The organism is Sphingobacterium chuzhouense (assembly GCF_014692525.1).
GTDB classification, from domain to species: Bacteria; Bacteroidota; Bacteroidia; order Sphingobacteriales; family Sphingobacteriaceae; genus Sphingobacterium; species Sphingobacterium chuzhouense.
The window spans coordinates 282,745-302,995 of sequence record NZ_JACNYL010000003.1; the positions used below are offsets into that span (position 1 = coordinate 282,745).

Consider the following 20,251-nt stretch of genomic DNA (forward strand, 5'->3'; position numbering starts at 1 on the left):
AGGTGGTCTTGTTACCGCTTTGTGTTTCGAATCTTTTTTCTTATGAAATTAACGATCTTTCTGATAATTCTCTCGGTGTTCCAATGCGTGGCACGTGTGAATGCCCAGCGGATAAATGTTGCAGCAAACAACCAGACGCTGAAAAATATTATGGGATCTATTCAAAAACAACAGGGATACACCTATTTCTTCCGGGGAGCCAATATTGCCAATACACGTATTTCTGTCGACATTCGGAATGCAGAGCTACCGGATGCCATGGAGGCCATATTAAAAAACCATCATCTAACGTGGACTTTATCCGATAAAACTATTGTTATCGCACCATCGCCAAAAGCGCCATCCAAAGCTATATTACAGCAACATGTATCTGGTCAGGTAGTCGATGAAAACAACCAACCTGTAGCTGGTGCTACTATAGCCGTCCGTGGCGACGACAAAAAAGTAACAACAGATGCTTCCGGCGGTTTTGAGATTGTTACGAACGTAGCAGATCCGGTGTTAATCGTAACGTATATCGGCTATGAGACATCGGAAGTAAGGGCTGCCACGCTAACGGGCAAAAAAATAATACAGCTCTCACCATCGGAGAATATCCTGGAAGAGACCGTCGTCGTAGGATATGGTACGCAGAAGAAAGTCAATCTAACGGGTTCTGTTGCATCCGTCAATTTTGAGGATGTCGCAAACGCTCCGATAGCAAATCCCACCAACATGTTACAGGGACGGCTACCGGGCATGGTGTTAACCAACAATGGTGCACAAGCGGGTAAAGACAGTCCGGAAATCCGAATCCGCGGAATCGGTACACTGAGCGATAATAACAATCCGATGGTCCTTATCGATGGAATCGAGAGTACCGTGTCCCAAATTGCTGATATTGCGCCTCACGATATAGAAAATGTAACCGTGCTGAAAGACGCGGCATCAGCTTCTATCTATGGCGTTCGGGCGGCGAATGGTGTTATTCTGATAACAACTAAACGGGGAAAGGCACAACAAACACAGATTTCGTATGCCGGAAACTATATCATTCAGCAGCCCAATATCATGACCGATTATCTTGATGCAAGGGAGTGGGCGACAGCATTCAATGAGGCAAAGAGCGCCGAAGTATACACACCCGAAATGTTACAAAAAATAACAGACGGAACGGATCCCGATCGTTTTGCGAATACGGACTGGCTTGATGAAATGTTCCGAACTGCCGGCATGCATCACCATCACCTTTCCGTAAACGGTGGCAATGAGAATTCGCGTTTCATGATCTCGGGTCAATATATGGATCAGGATGGCATTATGTTGAATACAGGCAACAACCGATATGGATTCCGCTCCAACGTCGACTCGAAACTCGGACGGTTAAATGTAGGTTTAAATCTATCCGGCAGCAAACAGGATATTCAAGAACCGATTACCGAAGTTTCGGGAGAAGGGCTTATGCGCATGGTCAGTTGGTTTACACGTCCTACCGTACCTGTTCGGTATTCAAACGGACATTATGGATATGTCGACGGAACCTCACTTTCCCATACTATTTTTAAGAATCCTATAGAGTCTCTACATTTGGGCAATAAAACTTTTGAGAATACACGTTTCGATGGAAAAATATTTGCAGGGATTGAAATCGTAAAGAATTTGTCCTTTCAATCGAATCTAGGTTACAAGATTTTTAGACAGGATATCTCGACATTCTCACCCAGAACGGCAATTTACGATGCAGAGGGCAGTCTATTAATGCGGAATCAGACAAATAGCTTAAACGACTATAGTGAGAAGTCTACGACATTGCTCAACGAAAATATTCTCACCTATCATTATGAGCAATCTGCACACCGGTTGGACGTTTTAGCCGGCCATTCTACGCAATTAAGCAGAACGGATCTGGGCTCAGCCTATATTCAAAACTTTCCCACGGATAATATATACGAAATCGATGCAGGCACATTAAATCCAGCAGTTACCGGTTCTGCTTATGAAACAGCACTGCAGTCATTCTTCGGCAGAATCAATTATAACTATGATTCCAAATATTTGTTGGAATTGAATGTACGGCATGATGGATCGTCACGGATGCCGCGGGAACATCGCTACGGTACGTTTCCATCGGTTTCCGCCGGATGGAACATCGATCGGGAACCGTTTATGGAAAATGTGGCATTCATTTCCAACCTAAAACTTCGGGGAAGCTGGGGAATGCTCGGAAATCAGGAGATCGGCAACTATGCCTTTTCACAAGCCCTGCAGGTAGGTGGTAATTACTATTTCGGAGATGTATTATCTACCGGTTTACGAAAAACAGAACTTGCCAATGACAAGATAAAATGGGAAACCACACGAATAACGGACATTGGGATAGACCTAACACTCTTTTCAAATAAATTCTCGCTAAGCTTCGACTGGTTTAACAAGCAAACTTCCGATATTCTTTTGCGCCTTGCCATGGCACCATCTTTTCTCGGATCGCTTTCAGCTCCATATCAAAATGCTGGAAGGGTCCAAAATAAAGGCTGGGAGCTTATCGGTGCTTATACCGATGGAAAGAACGATTTCAAATGGAACGTCGGATTAAACCTATCTGCCGTAAGGAATAAGATAATCGACAATCGTGGAATAGACAACTATGGAACTAATACCATTAATCGCGAAGGAAATCCGATAAATGCCTATTACGGACTGATTGCAGTCGGACTTTACCGCACCGCTGACGATCTGAATAGAACCACAAATATAAATGGAACAGAAAAGATTATAACACAGTTTGACACCGCTCCGGAATTGGGCGATATTATGTACCTGGATGTAAACCAAGACGGGAATATCAACGATAGTGACCGGGCTATTATAGGAAATCCTTTTCCTAAACTTGAATACGGGTTTAATCTAGGACTTCAATATAAAAATATTGGCTTTTCCATGTTCTGGCAAGGTATCGGAGGGCTTGATAGGTTCAACTGGGAACAGACCACCATCTCCAATGGCGGCAATCTAACAAAAAGATGGCTAGATCGGTATAGTTCAGAGAATGTCAACGGATCGATGCCCCGCTTAGGCTCCCCGTTCAATGATAGGTATTCTTCGTTTTGGCTGACGAAAGGTGATTATCTCCGTTTAAAAAGCTTGGAAATCGGTTATGACCTGGATGGGTCATTGGCACAAAAAATTGGCGCATCGAAACTGCGTATGTTTTTAGCCGGCACGAATCTATTAACGTTTAGTGACATTAAAGAATATGATCCCGAGAAAGCCAGCTGGGATATGAGAAACGATGTCCACCCAAACACAAAAACCTATTCTTTTGGGATTAACCTGACATTTTAATTAAAAGCTATGAAGAATTTATATATATACGCTGTACTGCTATGCCTGTTGGGTACAAACTGCAGTGACAAATTTCTGGACAGAAACTCCCTGACGGGAATCTCCAACGAAACTTTCTGGCTAACAGAAGAAGATGCTGTAATGGGACTCACTTCTTGTTATGACGGCCTTCAGAACAATTACCTATATAATGGTGGTCCCTGGGAAAAAGGTTTCGCCATGATGGATAACTTAACCGACAACGGAGGGCATTTCAACTGGGATGGATGGATGGCCGGCTACGATATTGCGAACGGTATCCATACCCCCACGAGTTCCCTGATAGGTAACTTTTGGTCAGCATGTTACGAAGTCATCAATCGGTGCAATACCCTCATCAGCCGTATCGATAATATTGAAATGGATGCGAGCAAAAAAGAAATAATGAAAGCGGAGGCCGTAACTATCCGTTCGCTGATGTATATCAATTTGACGATGACTTACAACGATGTACCGTTCATTCGGGAAGAGTTAACCATGGAGAATGCGGACCAGCCGAAAACAGAAAGAGCCGCAATTGTAGGAGAAGTAACACAAGATCTAAAAACTTCGATTGAAGTCCTACCCGTTACTCCGGAACAGCGAGGACAGGTAACCAAAGGCGCTGCATTAGCTATTCTCGGAAGGCTTGCCTTATACAATGAGAGCTGGGATGAGGCAGTCGATGCCTATAAAGCAGTAGTCGATTTAGGAACTTATGGGCTTTATACGGATTACACGCGATTGTTTACCCAATCTGCCGAGAATAGCAACGAAATTATTTTCGGTGTGCGATTCGAAGGCCCGGGACTCAAGGAAGGGTCTTCCTTTGCAGCGCATTATGATACCCCGTTGGAAGCTGAGAATGGCAGTCTGGATCTGGCGAACGATTTCTACTGCTTGGACGGGAAGCCTATTGGTGAATCGGCTCTGTATAGAGAAGGGCCTAACGACTTGAAAAACGATCGCCCCGATCCTGTCCGTTATGAAAACCGCGATCCACGCTTAAAAGCAACCTTATTCGTTCCCGGCATGAAGTGGGGCAATAACAATGCAGCGTTTTATGGCGGTGCTGCTCCCTCCCGCTCTACCGTTTATGTGTTTAAATATTTTAATCCGCTTCAATCGTCCAACGATTCCTGGGACTCCGGGCAGGATTTTTACGTGATACGTTACGCAGAGGTACTGCTCTCCTTGGCGGAAGCGTTATTGGAGAAAGGAGGATATTCGGAATCCGAGCTCTTTAGCTATATCAACCAGGTGCGTGAACGTGCAGGTATGCCCAAAGTCGAAGACGTTGAAGGAGCTGGTCTTACAACAAATGAACTACGCGCGATGATCCGGCACGAACGACGGGTTGAAACGGCCTTCGAAGGCCTGCGTCTCTTCGATCTGTATCGTTGGAAGGAATTAAAAAACGCAGTCGATAGAATCGAGGCAGAACGTGGATTGTACTCGAATATCGGAACCTATTTTTTATATGAAAAAAGAAACTATCGCGGAGAACAGGAATATATCTGGCCTATCCCACAAGCAGAAGTAGATGCAAACAAAAATATGGAACAACATAATCTTTGGAAGTAAAAATGAAAAGAATTTTAATTTTAATACTCGGCATCATCCCGTTTTTTTTACAAGCGGCAACTTATTATCTGGACGCTGAAAATGGAAATGACAACAATAATGGTCTTACAGAGCTATCTGCTTGGCAAACGTTTAAAAATGTTAACACCAAACAGTTGCTCTCTGGAGATACGGTTCTTTTGAAACGTGGCACTATTTTCCATGAAGTCTTGGAACTCAACGGCGAAGGGAGCTTTATCAATCCTATTCTTATAGCTGCTTACGGCGCCGGTGATAAACCTGTCATCAATGCTCCCGACAATTCTCTGTATGCCATCCGTGTTTTTAACAGTTCGTATTTAATCCTCACCGATTTAGAAATCGTGAACCATGGTTCTTCCGATTTGGCGACACGAACCGGCGTCAAATTAGAATCAATTGATTATGGTACGTCGAAGTCGGTTATCTTACGCTCTCTTGATATCCGGGATGTTAATGGGAGTTTGGTGAAAGAAGCTGGTGGCGGTTCCGGTATACTTATTCAGAGCCGGGGAGAAAAGAAACGCTCCAATTTCGACGGTTTGACTATAGAACATTGTACAATCACCAATTGCCAACGGAACGCCATGATTTGGAACGCACACTGGCAGCGGGATGAACGATGGCTTCCGAGCACGAACACCGTTGTGAGAAACAACTTGATCCGGGGCGTACCCGGTGACGGCATCGTACCCATTGGGTGTATTAACACCTTAATCGAATTCAATAAAATGATGGATTGTCCCGGCACCTTGCCAAAGACAGAGGCTGCTGCCGGGTTCTGGCCATGGAGTTGCGACAATACGACCATTCAGTTTAATGAGGTAAGCGACCACAAGGCGCCTTGGGATGCACAAGGATTTGACTCGGACTACAACTGTACCAATACGACGATACAGTACAATTACAGTCATGACAATGATGGTGGATTCGTCCTGATCTGTAATTCCGGCGAGTCGACCGAACAGATAGGAAATATCGGAACCCTCGTACAATATAACCTCAGTATTAATGACGGCCAACGCACGAAACCTACCCGAATAGGAATGTTTTCACCATCCATACATATTGCCGGTCCGGTAAAGCAGACAACCATCTTTCGCAACCTTATTTTCGCGGGCAACAAACTTACCAAAGATACCCACCGTTCTGTGATCACATCAGATTCGTGGGGTGGCTTTGCAAACCAAACGAAAATATTGGAAAACGAGTTTATTGCAGTAGAGCCTTCGAATATCGATCTGCAAAAATCTACAGACAACCTGATCAAAGGAAACAGATTTTATGGTAGCTACGCGAATACAGACAGCTTGAAAACGAACAATGTATTCGAGTTTAAAAAGAACATGACTCCCGATCAGCTCAAAGAAAAGTTTTTAAAAACAAAGAGTATCGCAAATGGAAAAGCAACGATCTCCTATGTCGACCGTGTAGCACTTGAGGATTATTTTAATAGCAAATAGTAAGTCATACATCTTGACATAATTCGCTCTAAACCGGTGCTAGCTTATCTTTTAGCTAGCACCGGTTTTTTTTGTTACAAACAAAAAAACAGAAGCTCAACGCCATAAAAGACTTCAATTGAATCATCATCAAACAATTTTGAAACAAAAGTTCATTACTCAAAATAAATGTTATTTTTACATTTGTATTAGGTTAACCAGTGTTTCGCAAAGCGACCTGTAACATATAAACTAAAATGAAGATCATGAATACCAAATATCTTATGAGAAAAGTCGTTATTTCCTTTTTTGTATTATGTCTATTTTTTTCAGGGCAAAGCTCTCTTTTCGCAAACGAACCGGACTCTGCCTATATTTTTGTTTATGGCACAGCAAAAAATAATTACCATAACGGCCTACATGTTGCCTGGAGTTTAGATAAACACACCTGGCATCCCGTCGGGCCAGAGCATAGTTTTGTAAAATCAGACTACGGTCCTTGGGGAGCAGAGAAGAAAATGTTTGATCCTTTTTTATTTCGCGCACCGGACGGCACCTGGCATTGCGTATGGAGCTTGAATAATGAAGACGGCGCTTTTGCCCATGCCAGCTCGTCCGATCTTGTTACATGGAGCAGGCAATCTTATCCGCTTGTTTTATCGAATGGAAATTGCCTGGAGCCAATGATTGCATACGACGATACAAACGATGTTTATACGATTAGCTGGACAAGTAACAAAGGACAAAAACAAGCCTATTTTGTGACCACCAAAGATTTTAAGCACTATTCCGCTGCAAAAAAAACAACATCCTTTTTACCGAAAAAAGAAAAAGTTACGCTACCCGATGGAGAACAGTCGGGAACACTTCACAAAGTAGCTTGGCATACCGTAGATAATATCATCAAAGCTCAGCAGCTGGCTGCATATAAAGCGAAATTGAATAGTGAAAGAATGACGGATGATGGCCAGCGGTTTCATGATTTAAAGGACGTAAAAGCGACCATCAACGTAAGAAAAGATGACACCAGACAAATCAGTGATCTTTTGGTCGGTATATTCTTTGAAGACATCAACTATGCGGCTGACGGTGGTCTTTATGCCGAACTCATTCAAAACCGGGGATTTGAATATGCTCCCGATATCCGAAAAGAATGGAATAGCCTGACGGCATGGAACGCCTACGATGCCCACAGTAAACTATCGATAGACACGGTTTCGCCTATCCATATCAACAACAAACACTACGTTACACTTGAAGCCACTGCAGGTGGTGGACTCGCTAACGAAGGTTTTGGCGGCATCGCTGTCCGTGCGAATGAAAAATATAACCTTTCGTTGTTTGCGCGTGCACCGGACGCCAATACTGTCAATCTCCAAATACGGCTAGAGGATGCAAATGGAAAAGCAATCGGTCAGACCACCATTAAAGGATTATCTAAAACTTGGAAAAAACACGAATTGACCTTGACATCCAGTGCTACAGTTAAAAACGCCAGACTAGTCATCCAGCTGCAACAAGCAGGTAAAGTAAATCTCGATATGGTTTCCCTATTTCCGGAAAACACCTTCCGCAATCATAAAAACGGACTCCGCGCAGATTTGGCACAGACCATTGCGGATATGAAACCTCGTTTTGTACGTTTTCCGGGTGGCTGTGTCGCGCATGGCAACGGCATCGATAATATCTATCACTGGAAACATACCATAGGGCCACTCGAGGCCCGTAAACACCAGCGAAACATTTGGGGCTATCACCAGTCCTACGGTCTGGGCTATTTCGAATACTTCCAATTTTGCGAAGATCTTGGAGCAGAACCGATCCCCGTCGTTGCCGCGGGTGTCCCTTGTCAGAATTCTGCACACAACGGACACGCTCTTGCTGGGCAACAGTGTGGAATTCCGATGGAAGAAATGGGCGATTATGTACAAGATATTCTGGATCTTATCGAATACGCCAATGGGGGTGTAAATACGGTTTGGGGAAAGAAAAGAGCAGAAGCCGGCCATCCTGAGCCTTTCAACCTAAAGTATATCGGTGTTGGGAATGAAGACCTGATCACAGATATTTTCGAAGAACGCTTTACCATGATATACAATGCGATTAAGGAAAAACATCCCGAAATCCATGTTATTGGAACGGCAGGACCTTTTTATGAGGGGACAGACTATATCGAGGGATGGAAATTAGCCTCGACGTTACAGATACCTTATATGGATGAACATTATTATAATCCGCCAGGTTGGTACATCCACAACCAGGATTTTTACGACAAATACGATCGCTCAAACGCAAAGGTTTATCTCGGCGAGTATGCCGCCCATATCCCCAGCCGGGCCAGCACCATCGAAACAGCCTTGGCGGAAGCGCTCCATCTCTGCAATATCGAGCGTAACGGCGATATCGTCGCCATGACATCCTATGCCCCCCTTTTGGCCAAAACAGGTAACACGCAGTGGAATCCAGACCTTATTTATTTTGACAACACCGAAGTGAACCCCACTGTGGGTTACTACGTGCAGCAATTATTCGGGCAACACGCGGGCAACGCATATATTTTTAGCGACCTCCAATTAAATAACAGCGACGACAACGTCCGGAAACGTATAGGAAAATCGATCGTACGAGATGAAGTTTCGGGCGATATTATCCTGAAGCTGGTCAATTTATTACCTGTAGAAGTTGCTATGGCCTCCGATATTTCCGAACTGGCTGTGGATAGCGAAAACGTAAAAGCGACTATACTTTCGGGAACACCAGCGGATAAAGACGCTAAACCGATCGATACAAAAATCGATCTAAATAACTTTAAACTACAGCCTTATTCGTTGACCGTCATCCGCTTTAAGGAGAAAAAATAAAACTAAATGAAAAGAAAAACATATTTTCTATCGATAAGCTGTCTTCTCTTATTTATAACAGCGTGGGGACAAGAAGGTATACAGACAAACACACTCACCGAAGAAGGTGCTTGGTGCTGGTTCGCCGACCCCCGTGCTATTTCTTATGAAAATGAGGAGGGAACGATCAACACGACCTATATCGGCTATATCGATATACACGGTAATATCAAAGCGACCCAAATCAACCATCTCACCAATACCACAAACGAAGTATTGATTCGTTCATGGTTTCAACCGGATGACCATGATAATCCGACTTTTCTGGTTTTACCCGACGAGCGTATCATGGTTTTCTATTCGCGTCATACCGATGAAAGCTGTTTCTATTATCGTGTTTCCCAAAAACCTGGTGATATAACGACTTTGGGAAGAGAAGTGCGGTTGGAGACAGACCACAATACGACTTATCCATCGCCGTTTATCCTTTCCGATGATCCCGACCATATATATTTATGTTGGCGTGGAATAGGCTGGCACCCTACAGTCGCACGTCTCACCCTGCCTGATAAAAATGATGTTGTTCAATTTGATCGCGGTCCCTATCAGATTGTGCAGTCGCAAAAAGGAAAAAGAGGTGTTAGACCGTATGCAAAATACATGTCCAATGGGAAAGACAAAATATACTTAGCTTATACGACCACCCACCCAGACAATCAACCTGTCAACTATATCTATTTTAACTATATAGACATCCAGACATTGGACTTAAAAGATATTAAAGGACAAACATTGGCCACCATTGGCGACGGAACATTACACGAAGTAGACGCCACTCCCGCCTATAAAAACAGCTATCCCGACGCTGTCGTGGAAGATGCTCCTTTCCGAAATTGGCTATGGGAAATCTCTGTGCAGGATGAAGATCACCCAGTTATTGCCATGGTACGAATAAGTGAAGATAAGAAGTCGCATGATTATTATCATGTCAGATGGAACGGGCAGGAATGGCAAAAAACATACTTATCCAATGCAGGAGGTCATTTTCATCAGACACCTGATATCGAGAAGTGCTATAGTGGAGGTATGGCCATCGACAAAGCCAATCCAGCTATCATTTACGGTTCCGTTCCGGTAAATGGAAAACATGGCAATATATACGAACTGAAAAAGTTTACCGTGGATGTAGATGGAAAATTGGTATCCACCAAACAGCTCACATTTGACTCGCCGAAAAACAATGTTCGTCCCTTTGCAATTGCCCACACGAAAAATGATTTAAGATTAGCTTGGATGTACGGCGATTATTATGATTGGATCGTCAGCTCATCACGCCCAAAGGGCTATCCTACGGGGATACATACAAACATGTCCATTCCAACCAGCAATATCCATATCGCAAAAGGAAAAATATTACAGCAAAGCCCAGGTAAAATTTCCGTCGAACATCGCGAGAACATCCGCGTACGAAAATCCAAACAATTCAGTATGGTGATGACCTTATCGATCGATCACGACGCTTACTTCGGTAAACTACTGGAGACCGACGCGTTTATCTATAGACTTGAAAAGAGCGAACACCCTAAACCTTATCTAGAGATTAAGAACGATACCTACAAAAGTATCAATGCATTAGGAACTGCTGACGTATGGAAAACGAAAAACAGAGGAACAGGCGGACAATGGCATCCACCCACAAAATTAGATACTTTTCAACTGGCAATAACCTACGAAAAAGGCCTATTGAAAACTTATATCAACGGGCTTATCGACCAAAATATAGAGATAACAGGACTGTCACTGTCCGAGATAATACTAGGCGGATATCAAGGAGCGATTAAAGACATGCAAGTATATAAACGAGCCTTGTCGCAGGATGAAATAAAAACTTTACAACCATGAATAGTACACCATTGTGTCAACCATATTGAAAAAGTTTCGGTTGTTGGCTATTATCCTATTCTGGCAGTATGGGGTTTCCTATGCTCAACTTCCGCATGTGAAATTTTTATCATTGGAACAAGGTATTTCAAATCCCAACGCGTTAGATATTGTACACGATAACCAAGGGATTGTATGGATTGCCACTGAATTGGGGTTAAATCGGTTCGCCGCAAATTCTTTCGACCATTATTACAAATCTGAACAAGAAGTTGGCTCATCCATTAATAGCAACGAGATAAATAAACTGCTGTACGACGATCAATACCTCTATATTGGTACCCGTGCAAATGGATTAAATGTGTTGGATATAAAAAGTGGGAAATTCTCTTATTACACACACGATTCTGCAAATAAAAAATCAATCGCTACAAACGATATTACGGATATCCTCAAGGGTAGTGATGGTGCAATCTGGCTATCCACATACCACCATGGTGTAGAAAAGTTTAACCAAGTCTCGAAAGAATTCGAACACTTCGATACGCAGAGTGTCCCCGGTTTACCCAGCAACAGTATCTGGTCTATTGTCGAGGATCAGCAGGGGCTTTTATATATTGGACACGTAAATGACGGTGTTTCCATACTAAACAAACAAACCGGTCAATTAAAACGCCTGCATGTAGACAACGCCGAACACGGTATTCCACATAATGAAATCAAAGTACTGCTCTGTGATCATAAAAACAACATTTGGATAGGTACCAGAAAGGGATTAACGGTCTATAATCCCATAAGCGGAAAACTGAAGCGCATCAACTTGTCAAAAGATACGATCGCCCAGCCTTTCATTTATGCGCTAGCCGAAATCAATCAGGAAATCTTGGTAGGAACAGAATCTTCAAAACTCCATGTTATTAAACCAATATACGAAAGTGCCGGCGATATTCCAGTTATACAGGATATCCGCAGTATAGATATTGGACTTGGCAGACATGTTTCGATCCAAAAAATATCTTCAGATAAATTTGGAAATATTTGGTTAGCTTTCTATGGAGGCGGAATCGGATTTATCAGCCATTTTAATCCTTTTTTTGAAACAATACAGGGAACCAACGCGATTATCAATGGTATCGTCAGCCGTTCACAAAATACCATGACGCTCGTCACTGAAGGCAAAGGACTTCTTCAACTTCAAGTAAGCGAATCCAGTTCCCGAACTACCAAATTATCAAATGCCCTGCATGAGGATTTCTTATTGAGCGGCTTTCAAGATCGTAACAAAAATTTGTGGATTGGTTTGAAAAATCAGGGCGTATCCTTTTTTCATGCAAACACAAAGCAATGGAAGCCGTTAAATGTATTGGACGCGCTTCCAGAAGTAAGAACGATTACGGAGGATCACAAGGGGCATATCTGGTTCGGAACCAACCGTGGTGTAGTTATCTACGACCCGAAATACGATCGAATAGAGAAGTTAACGCTCCATGAGCCGGCTTTAGGAGATTATGCTCCACGAGCCCTCGTAGAAGACGTCGATGGAAATATGTGGGTAGGCACCTACGGCCAGGGAATTTATGTTTTTAATACAGACAAAAAACAGATCGCTCATTTCACATCTGCGAATGGACTCAAAAGCAACAGCATCAACCACTTGTTCCGGGATAGTAAAAATAACATCTGGATAGCCACTAATGAAGGTATTGCGCTTCAAAGCAACCATAAAAAGTTAGGAGCGTTACAAATCATTACACCACCAAAAACGAATGCCTGGCTCTTTATACAGGCTATCGTGGAGGATCAGGACGGCAACATTTGGTGTTCTACAAAATCTGGACTTCTCCGGTATCTTCCAGAGAAAAAACGATTTTTTAGCTATGATCAGGATTTTGGTATTCCATTGGGTGGTTTCAAGAATAATAGTGTTGCTCTAAATGAACAGGGGCAACTTTTTTTCGGTATGCAGGATGGTTTGTGTTTTTTTGACCCAAAAGACGTTCCGATTACACTCACCTCCTCTCCTATCTATATCGGTAGCTTTACAGCTTTTCAAGGCGGAGAATCACCTCGACAGACAGAAAAATATATACCCCACCACGATAAAATTAAATTAGAGCATAACGAAAACAGCTTTCGAATAACATTTGGTGTTTCTGACTATGCACTTCAAGGTTTGACGGAGTTCAGCTATCAGTTAAAAGGACGTGATCAGGAATGGACATTTATCGGAAATGAACAAGCCTTAAATTTCCGAAATATTCCTTACGGCACTTATGAGTTACTTATTCGCACCCGTCAGAAAAACGAAAACTGGTCAAGCGATATAACCAGTCTGTCCATTGATATCAAGCCTCCATATTATCTCCGTACATACGCCAAGGTTATCTATACCATGTTTGGAGGCGGTATACTGTTTGCCATCATTTTCTTCTACCAAAGGAAAATCAAAGCCGAGGGAGAATTGCGGTTAAAAAAATTAGAGCATCAACAACAACAGCAGCTCACGACCGAGCGCCTAAATTTCTTCACCAATATCACCCATGAACTCCGCACGCCCCTCACGCTTATTCTCGGCCCATTGGATGATCTACTGGAAGAAAAAACATTATCACCGAAACAGAAAAATCTAGTTCAAGTAATACAAAAAAGCTCCAACCGCCTTTTCAGTTTGGTAAATCAACTTTTGGAATTCCGAAAAGTAGAATCACAACACAAACCATTGGTTTTGAATGAGGGCAATTTGGGAGAAGTAGTGCAAGACGTTGTCAATAAATACGTGGAGTTGAATCTTAAAGAGAAATTACAAATCCGAGGTCACCTACCCGTCACGGATATCAGAACCACCTTCGATGCAGACATCGTCCATATCATTTTGGACAATCTGCTTTCCAATGCGTATAAGTATACCACGGTCGGTACGATAGACGTTAGCCTTTCCTATGAACAAGACCGATTAAACACCTGGTCGGTTCTTCGAGTAAAAGATACCGGAAGTGGGATTCCGGAAGAATATTTGACCCGTATATTTGACCGTTTTTTCCAAATCGATGGTACTTCACTACCGGGAACCGGGATCGGATTAGCGATAGTAAAAGAATTGGTTGCCGTCCATCATGGAAAAATCGAAGTGAGAAGCCTGATTGGGCAAGGTAGTGAATTTTGTATTCACCTACTCACGAATCGTGTCGCAGAAGCCGCACCACCATTGGTAAATAATGAGGAAGTAATTCTATTGGTTGAAGACGATATTGATTTACGGCAGTATCTCACATCCACATTGGAAAGCCATTATAAGGTAATAACTGCCGACAATGGCAAAGAAGGATTCGACAAGGCAAACGATGATATTCCCGATTTAATTATTAGCGATGTCATGATGGCGGGAGGAGACGGATTTGAAATGGTCCATAAACTCAAGGAAAGACGCGAGACAAGTCATATTCCTGTGATTGTATTGACGGCAAAGGACAGCGATATTGACAAGCAAAAAGGTTATGAATTGGGGGTTGATTCCTATCTAACAAAACCTATCCTGCCGGTTCTACTGATTAAAAGGATAGAAAATATTCTGTCTAACAGAAAGATTGTCCATGATTATCTAATGCAAAAAACATCCTTGAGAGAGAATCCGCATTCGAATCTACCGGAAGGCCTCTGGAAAGACAATACGTTTGTACAGGAGTTTATAGAGATAGTAGAAAAACACATGCAGGATGATGTGTTAGAGACGACCAAGCTGGCTGAAAAAATGAACATGAGTCATTCCACCTTATACCGAAAATTAAAAGCACTGACCGGGAAAAACATTAACCAACTGGTTCGAAAAATACGCATACAAAAAGCAGCCGAGCTGCTTCGATCAGGACAGTATAACGTCACGGAAGTTTCCTTCATGGTGGGCATCCATAGTCCAATTTATTTCCGGCAATGTTTCAAAGATGAATTTGGACAGCTTCCATCTGAATATCAAAAAAACAGCCCTCAAAGTCCTTAAAATCCCCTTTTTGACGAAAATACTATCGAAATCTGACGGATTTACATATGCTTGATAAGTGTATAATCCGCTAAGTTTGACGTACGCATTCAATTATAGATTTGATATTATTCCTACACAGGAAAAAGCAAACTTTTTATAATAAAACTAAACACTATGGTAAATTTTAAACCTATTCTATTGCATGTACTGGTATGGATGATACCCCTATTTGTACATGGACAACAAAAACTTACAGGAAGCGTTGTCGATTATGCGAATACCCCTATTTCCGGGGTGAACGTATTCATCAAAGGTACGCCGACTGGGACAACCACCGACGCTACCGGAAAGTTCGAACTCACAGGGATTGGGGATTCTCTGAGCGTTTCCTATATCGGTTACAAATCACAGGTATTGGCTATCGGCAATCGAACAAATTTTACCATCCGTCTGGAAAGCGACGATCAGTTTTTGGAAGATGTTATTGTTGTGGGTTATGGTACACAGTCCCGCAGAAATGTAACCGGAGCGGTGAGCGATATTAAGGCAGATGATATTGTCCGCACTTCCTCGACTACAATGGCCGGTGCATTAGCCGGAAAGGTACAAGGGATATCCATTCGGGCGAAAGATGCCCGCCCCGGAAAAGGAGCAGCAATTGAGATCCGGAATATGGGTACCCCGCTCTATGTCATCGACGGTGTTCCATACGGCGGAGCTCCCGGTAACGACTGGGTTGGTTCTTCCCAAGTTTCAGGCGCAGATGCCTTCAATGCCCTAAATCCCGAAGACATCGAAAGCATTTCCATATTAAAAGATGCCTCTGCCGCGGTATATGGTTTACGTGCAGCAAACGGAGTTGTATTAGTAACAACTAAAAAAGGAACGAAAGGCGAAACTACGCGTATCAATATTAACGGTTATTACGGCTGGCAAAACTTAACCCGTTTCCCGACCCTTGCGAATGCGGCACAGTACGTCCGAGGGAAACTGGAGACAGCACAGAATGAAGGTAGAGACCCGGCCTCTGTTTATAGTCCTGAAGAATATGCAAAATGGCAAGCCGGTGCGGAACCAGGATATAAAGGATATGATTATCACGACATGGTCATCCGTAAAAATATCCCACAACGTTATATCAATGCGAATCTAAACGGGGGATCGGAGAAATCTAATTATTTCCTTTCTGTTGGTCGTACAGACCAAGAAGCGATGATTCGAGACTTTCAATATAACCGTACCAATTTACAGGCTAATATGGAAGCTACTATTCTAAAAGGACTTACTATTGGTTCCCAGATATCCGGTCGGCAGGAGAAAAGCGAAGATGTCGGATTACCGGGAGGCGATGGTTATTTCTCGTCTATATTGGCGATTTTCAAGAACCGTCCAACGGTTGGCCCCTATGCAAACGACAATCCGGAATATCCCAATCATACGCATGATTTCGCCTATAATCCTGCTATTTTCAGCAGAGACATAGCAGGCTACAAAGATAACTTGTATAGAAACGCAAATATCAACCTCTATGCACAATATAAGTTTGATTTTGGTTTATCGGCGAGGGGTACGGTATCCTATAATTATACCAATAATAAATTTGACGGCTTTCAGTATACATATGATGTATATACGTATGAAAATGATGAATATCGTCGTACGCACGGAACCGATTCCCGTTGGCGTTACCAAACCGAGCGCGAAGCTGTTAACCGCTACGCACAATTTCAGCTAGATTATAGCAAAACGTTCGGAGACCATAATCTTTCCGCTATGTTGGGGTATGAGCGTTCCGATTATGACCGCAATTTTCTGGAAATGGGTTCCAATCCCAGTAACAATTATCTACCGTTGATGCAATTCGATGAAATGAATTCGTTCAATGATGGATGGAATTATGAAGCGCGCGCCGGATATATCGGACGTCTAAATTACAATTATCAAGGTAAATACTTATTGGAACTTTTGGGTCGGTACGACGCCTCCTATCTCTATGCGCCCGGCAAATACTGGGGCTTTTTTCCTGGAGCATCGCTAGGCTGGCGTATTTCGGACGAAACATTTTTTGAACCTCTAAAAACCACCATTAATGACCTAAAGATCAGAGCCTCTATTGGTCAAACAGGACTTGAACAAGGCGTGAGTATGTTCGGCTTCTTATCGGGATATAATTGGAAACAAGGTGGCGCTGTTCTGGATGGCGATTACTACAATGGGTTGCGCCCCCGCGGACTGCCGGTCGATAATCTCTCCTGGGTAAAAAACACCAATTACAATATTGGTCTCGATTTGGCGATGCTTAATTCTAAACTAACCTTAACCGCCGATCTTTTCAAAATCATCAGAATCGGCGCACCGGCAGCGCGTTATGATGTGCTTTTGCCTAGTGAAGTGGGTTACGGCTTGCCAAATGAAAACCTAAACAAAAATGGATACTATGGTGCCGAAGGTATTATTACTTATCAGGATCGTGTTGGTGAACTAGCCTACGTGGTTAGCGGAAACTTTACTTTTTCACGATATAGAAGTATCGAGACCTATAAGCCCCGATTCGACAACTCCTGGAACAAATACAAAAATTCCGTCGAAGACCGCTGGGGCGGCGTTTGGTGGGGATACCAGGTCGTAGGTCGTTTTCAATCGGAAGACGAAATACGCAATCACCCCATCGATAACGACGGACAAAACAACAACTCTCAATTACCAGGCGACTTTATCTACAAAGACGTCAATGGCGATGGCATTATCAACGGATTGGATGAGCGTCCGATTGGTTACCCTACCGGCTGGGCACCCATGCTGAGCTTTGGAGGCCGTATCGGATTAGATTACAAAGGAGTTGACCTTAATATTGATTTTTCCGGAGGCAGTATGCAGTCATGGAATCAAGATTATGAGTTGAGAAATGCATTCCACGGTGGCGGAAATTCGCCAGCTTATCTGTTAGAAGATAGATGGCATCGCGCAGATCCTTATGATCCGAATAGTGAATGGGTTCCTGGCTATTACCCGGCTATCCGTGAAGGACATTCCGGACCGAATGCTAAAAATAATGATTTCTGGTTAACCAATGTCCGCTATTTGCGCGTACGCAATCTGGAACTTGGATACACCTTGCCCGCTACGGTTTTAAATAAAATAAACGCCAATAAAATCCGGGTATATGTACGCGGTTCAAACCTATTTTCCTTTGACAATGTCAAGAGATTCCAAATAGACCCAGAAATTGAGGCACCTGCAGCCGTGGTGTATCCACAACAGCGTACGTTCCTCGTTGGCTTTAATTTTACATTCTAAATCTGCATAACAATGAAGTATATATATATTACAATAGCGTTGATGACCTTGCTTTTTACAGCAGGTTGCAAGCATGACGAATGGTTACACCGTGATCCAAAAGACATTATTACTGATGAACAGCTTTGGAATGATCCTGTGTTGCTCACTTCTCTACTAGCAAACTATTACGACCGTCTTCCACAATTACATGGTGTTTTCAATACGGGCGGTATGTCGGAAATCGACGATGCGATGTGGTCGGGCCACCGCGATCAAAATTGGCGAAATGATTTTCAATACGGTGACGACTATGGCCGTTATTGGGATTATGAATTGATTCGGGACATCAATCTTTCTTTGGATAACATGGACAAATATTCGGTAAATCTAGAACCGGAGCAAAAACAGCTTTTTATTGCCGAAATGCGTTTTATCCGTGCTTTTGTCTATTTCGAATTGGTGAAAAGAATGGGCGGTGTTCCTATCGTAACCGAACAATTGATTTACGATTTCGGTGGTGATCCTACTTATTTGCAAATACCCCGCTCCAAAGAACACGAAGTTTATGATTTTGTGTACCAGGAGCTGGAAGAGGTAAAAGATGCATTGTCCTTAAATGAAAAAAGTAGAACACGGGCCAATACGGTTACTGCACTCGCCTTGCAAAGTAGAGCTATGCTATATGCTGCCTCTATAGCAAAATACAATGCACAGATGAGCGCCCCTATATCAACACCCGGCGGTGAAGTGGGTATACCCGCTTCCATGGCAAACGATTACTATACCAAATCGCTTAACGCATCAAAGGAAATCTTAAGTAACCCTGATTACAGCCTTTATAATGCCAACAGCGATAAAGGAGCCAATTTTTACGATATGCTCAACAGCAAATCGACAACAGAAGTGATCTTTGCTAAAGACTTTAAAGTAGGTGTCAAACCGCACCGTTTTACGTACGACAATATTGTCAAAAGCTTTACGGAAGACAACGAGTCGTCATCGACACTGACCCCTTCGTTAAGCTTTGTCGAGAGTTTTGAATACCTGGATGGCAGCAAAGGTGCATTACGTATTAAAGACGGTTCGGGAAATTATATCCGCTACGAGCATCCATCCGATCTATTTGCCGATAAAGACGCCCGTCTAACCGGAACGGTTGTATATCCGGGATCAATTTTTAGGGGGAGAGAAGTGAGCATGCAAGCTGGAGTTGCCGTGTGGGAAAATGGGAGTTACCAACTACGTACGTCTGCCGTGTTAGGAAGTCAATACGAATACAAGGATCAGAGTGGAGTCACGCAACGGATACTCTGGACAGGCTTTGATGGTCCGCTAGATAATGCGCAAGACGTGAGTAATACCGGCTTCTACATCCGTAAGTTTGTTAGTGACGCGCCAGGAGCGAGTGCTAGAGGTATATCAGCTGAAAACTGGTGGCCGTGGTTTCGCATGGGCGAAATTTATCTGAATGCCGCAGAAGCTGCTTTTGAATTAGGTGAGGCAGGTGCTGTAAATTATATCAATACGTTGCGGGAGCGTGCGGGATTCGCGGCCAATAGCATCACCACATTAACCACGGACATTATCCGCAACGAACGCCGGGTAGAATTGGCATTTGAAGATCATCGCTTTTTCGATTTAAAGAGGTGGCGGATTGCGCATCAGATCTGGAACGGAGCCGAAAGCAGTACCAATGCGGTTGTGCGTGGCCTCTATAGTTACCACATTGTTCGGCCAGGTCATCCAGATCACGGAAAGTATATCTTCGAGACTATCCGGCCGACACGATTCCGTAGAGCACGTCTTTTCCGTATGGCGAACTATTATTCGTCCATTGACCAAAACGTGTTAAACAACAACCCAAAACTGGTTAGAAATCCATTTCATTAATT

General features: G+C 43.1%; 8 protein-coding genes. All 8 read left to right on the plus strand.

What is annotated here, in order from left to right; all coding sequences use genetic code 11:
• Window positions 1-42 precede the first annotated feature (42 nt).
• Window positions 43-3,321 carry a TonB-dependent receptor gene (locus H8B21_RS13225; protein ID WP_223815022.1) on the plus strand — a complete coding sequence of 1,093 codons (3,279 nt, stop codon included), beginning with the start codon at window positions 43-45 and terminating at the stop codon, window positions 3,319-3,321.
• Between the two features lie 9 nt (window positions 3,322-3,330).
• Window positions 3,331-4,923 (plus strand): RagB/SusD family nutrient uptake outer membrane protein, encoded by a 1,593-nt coding sequence (locus H8B21_RS13230; RefSeq protein ID WP_190314250.1) that lies wholly within the window; start codon window positions 3,331-3,333, stop codon window positions 4,921-4,923.
• Window positions 4,924-4,925: 2 nt separating this feature from the next.
• On the plus strand, window positions 4,926-6,404 hold the full coding sequence (locus H8B21_RS13235) for a right-handed parallel beta-helix repeat-containing protein (RefSeq protein WP_190314251.1): 1,479 nt from the start codon (window positions 4,926-4,928) through the stop codon (window positions 6,402-6,404).
• 263 nt (window positions 6,405-6,667) lie between these two features.
• On the plus strand, window positions 6,668-9,244 hold the full coding sequence (locus tag H8B21_RS13240; protein ID WP_190314790.1) for an alpha-L-arabinofuranosidase C-terminal domain-containing protein: 2,577 nt from the start codon (window positions 6,668-6,670) through the stop codon (window positions 9,242-9,244).
• Window positions 9,245-9,250: 6 nt separating this feature from the next.
• Window positions 9,251-11,125, plus strand: coding sequence for a BNR-4 repeat-containing protein (locus H8B21_RS13245; RefSeq protein WP_190314252.1), 1,875 nt, complete (start codon window positions 9,251-9,253; stop codon window positions 11,123-11,125).
• Between the two features lie 13 nt (window positions 11,126-11,138).
• Complete coding sequence (locus tag H8B21_RS13250) at window positions 11,139-15,098, plus strand: hybrid sensor histidine kinase/response regulator transcription factor (RefSeq protein ID WP_190314253.1); 3,960 nt, start codon at window positions 11,139-11,141, stop codon at window positions 15,096-15,098.
• 156 nt (window positions 15,099-15,254) lie between these two features.
• Window positions 15,255-18,377 (plus strand): SusC/RagA family TonB-linked outer membrane protein, encoded by a 3,123-nt coding sequence (locus tag H8B21_RS13255; RefSeq protein ID WP_190314254.1) that lies wholly within the window; start codon window positions 15,255-15,257, stop codon window positions 18,375-18,377.
• 12 nt (window positions 18,378-18,389) lie between these two features.
• Window positions 18,390-20,249, plus strand: coding sequence for a RagB/SusD family nutrient uptake outer membrane protein (locus H8B21_RS13260; RefSeq protein ID WP_190314255.1), 1,860 nt, complete (start codon window positions 18,390-18,392; stop codon window positions 20,247-20,249).
• Window positions 20,250-20,251 lie beyond the last annotated feature (2 nt).

Bases quoted from the DNA above. Each gene is read 5' to 3' on its own strand.
- H8B21_RS13235 (WP_190314251.1), top strand. From the start codon at position 4,926: ATGAAAAGAATTTTAATTTTAATACTCGGCATCATCCCGTTTTTTTTA.
- H8B21_RS13245 (WP_190314252.1), top strand. From the start codon at position 9,251: ATGAAAAGAAAAACATATTTTCTATCGATAAGCTGTCTTCTCTTATTT.
- H8B21_RS13255 (WP_190314254.1), top strand. From the start codon at position 15,255: ATGGTAAATTTTAAACCTATTCTATTGCATGTACTGGTATGGATGATA.
- H8B21_RS13260 (WP_190314255.1), top strand. From the start codon at position 18,390: ATGAAGTATATATATATTACAATAGCGTTGATGACCTTGCTTTTTACA.
- H8B21_RS13225 (WP_223815022.1), top strand. From the start codon at position 43: ATGAAATTAACGATCTTTCTGATAATTCTCTCGGTGTTCCAATGCGTG.
- H8B21_RS13230 (WP_190314250.1), top strand. From the start codon at position 3,331: ATGAAGAATTTATATATATACGCTGTACTGCTATGCCTGTTGGGTACA.
- H8B21_RS13240 (WP_190314790.1), top strand. From the start codon at position 6,668: ATGAGAAAAGTCGTTATTTCCTTTTTTGTATTATGTCTATTTTTTTCA.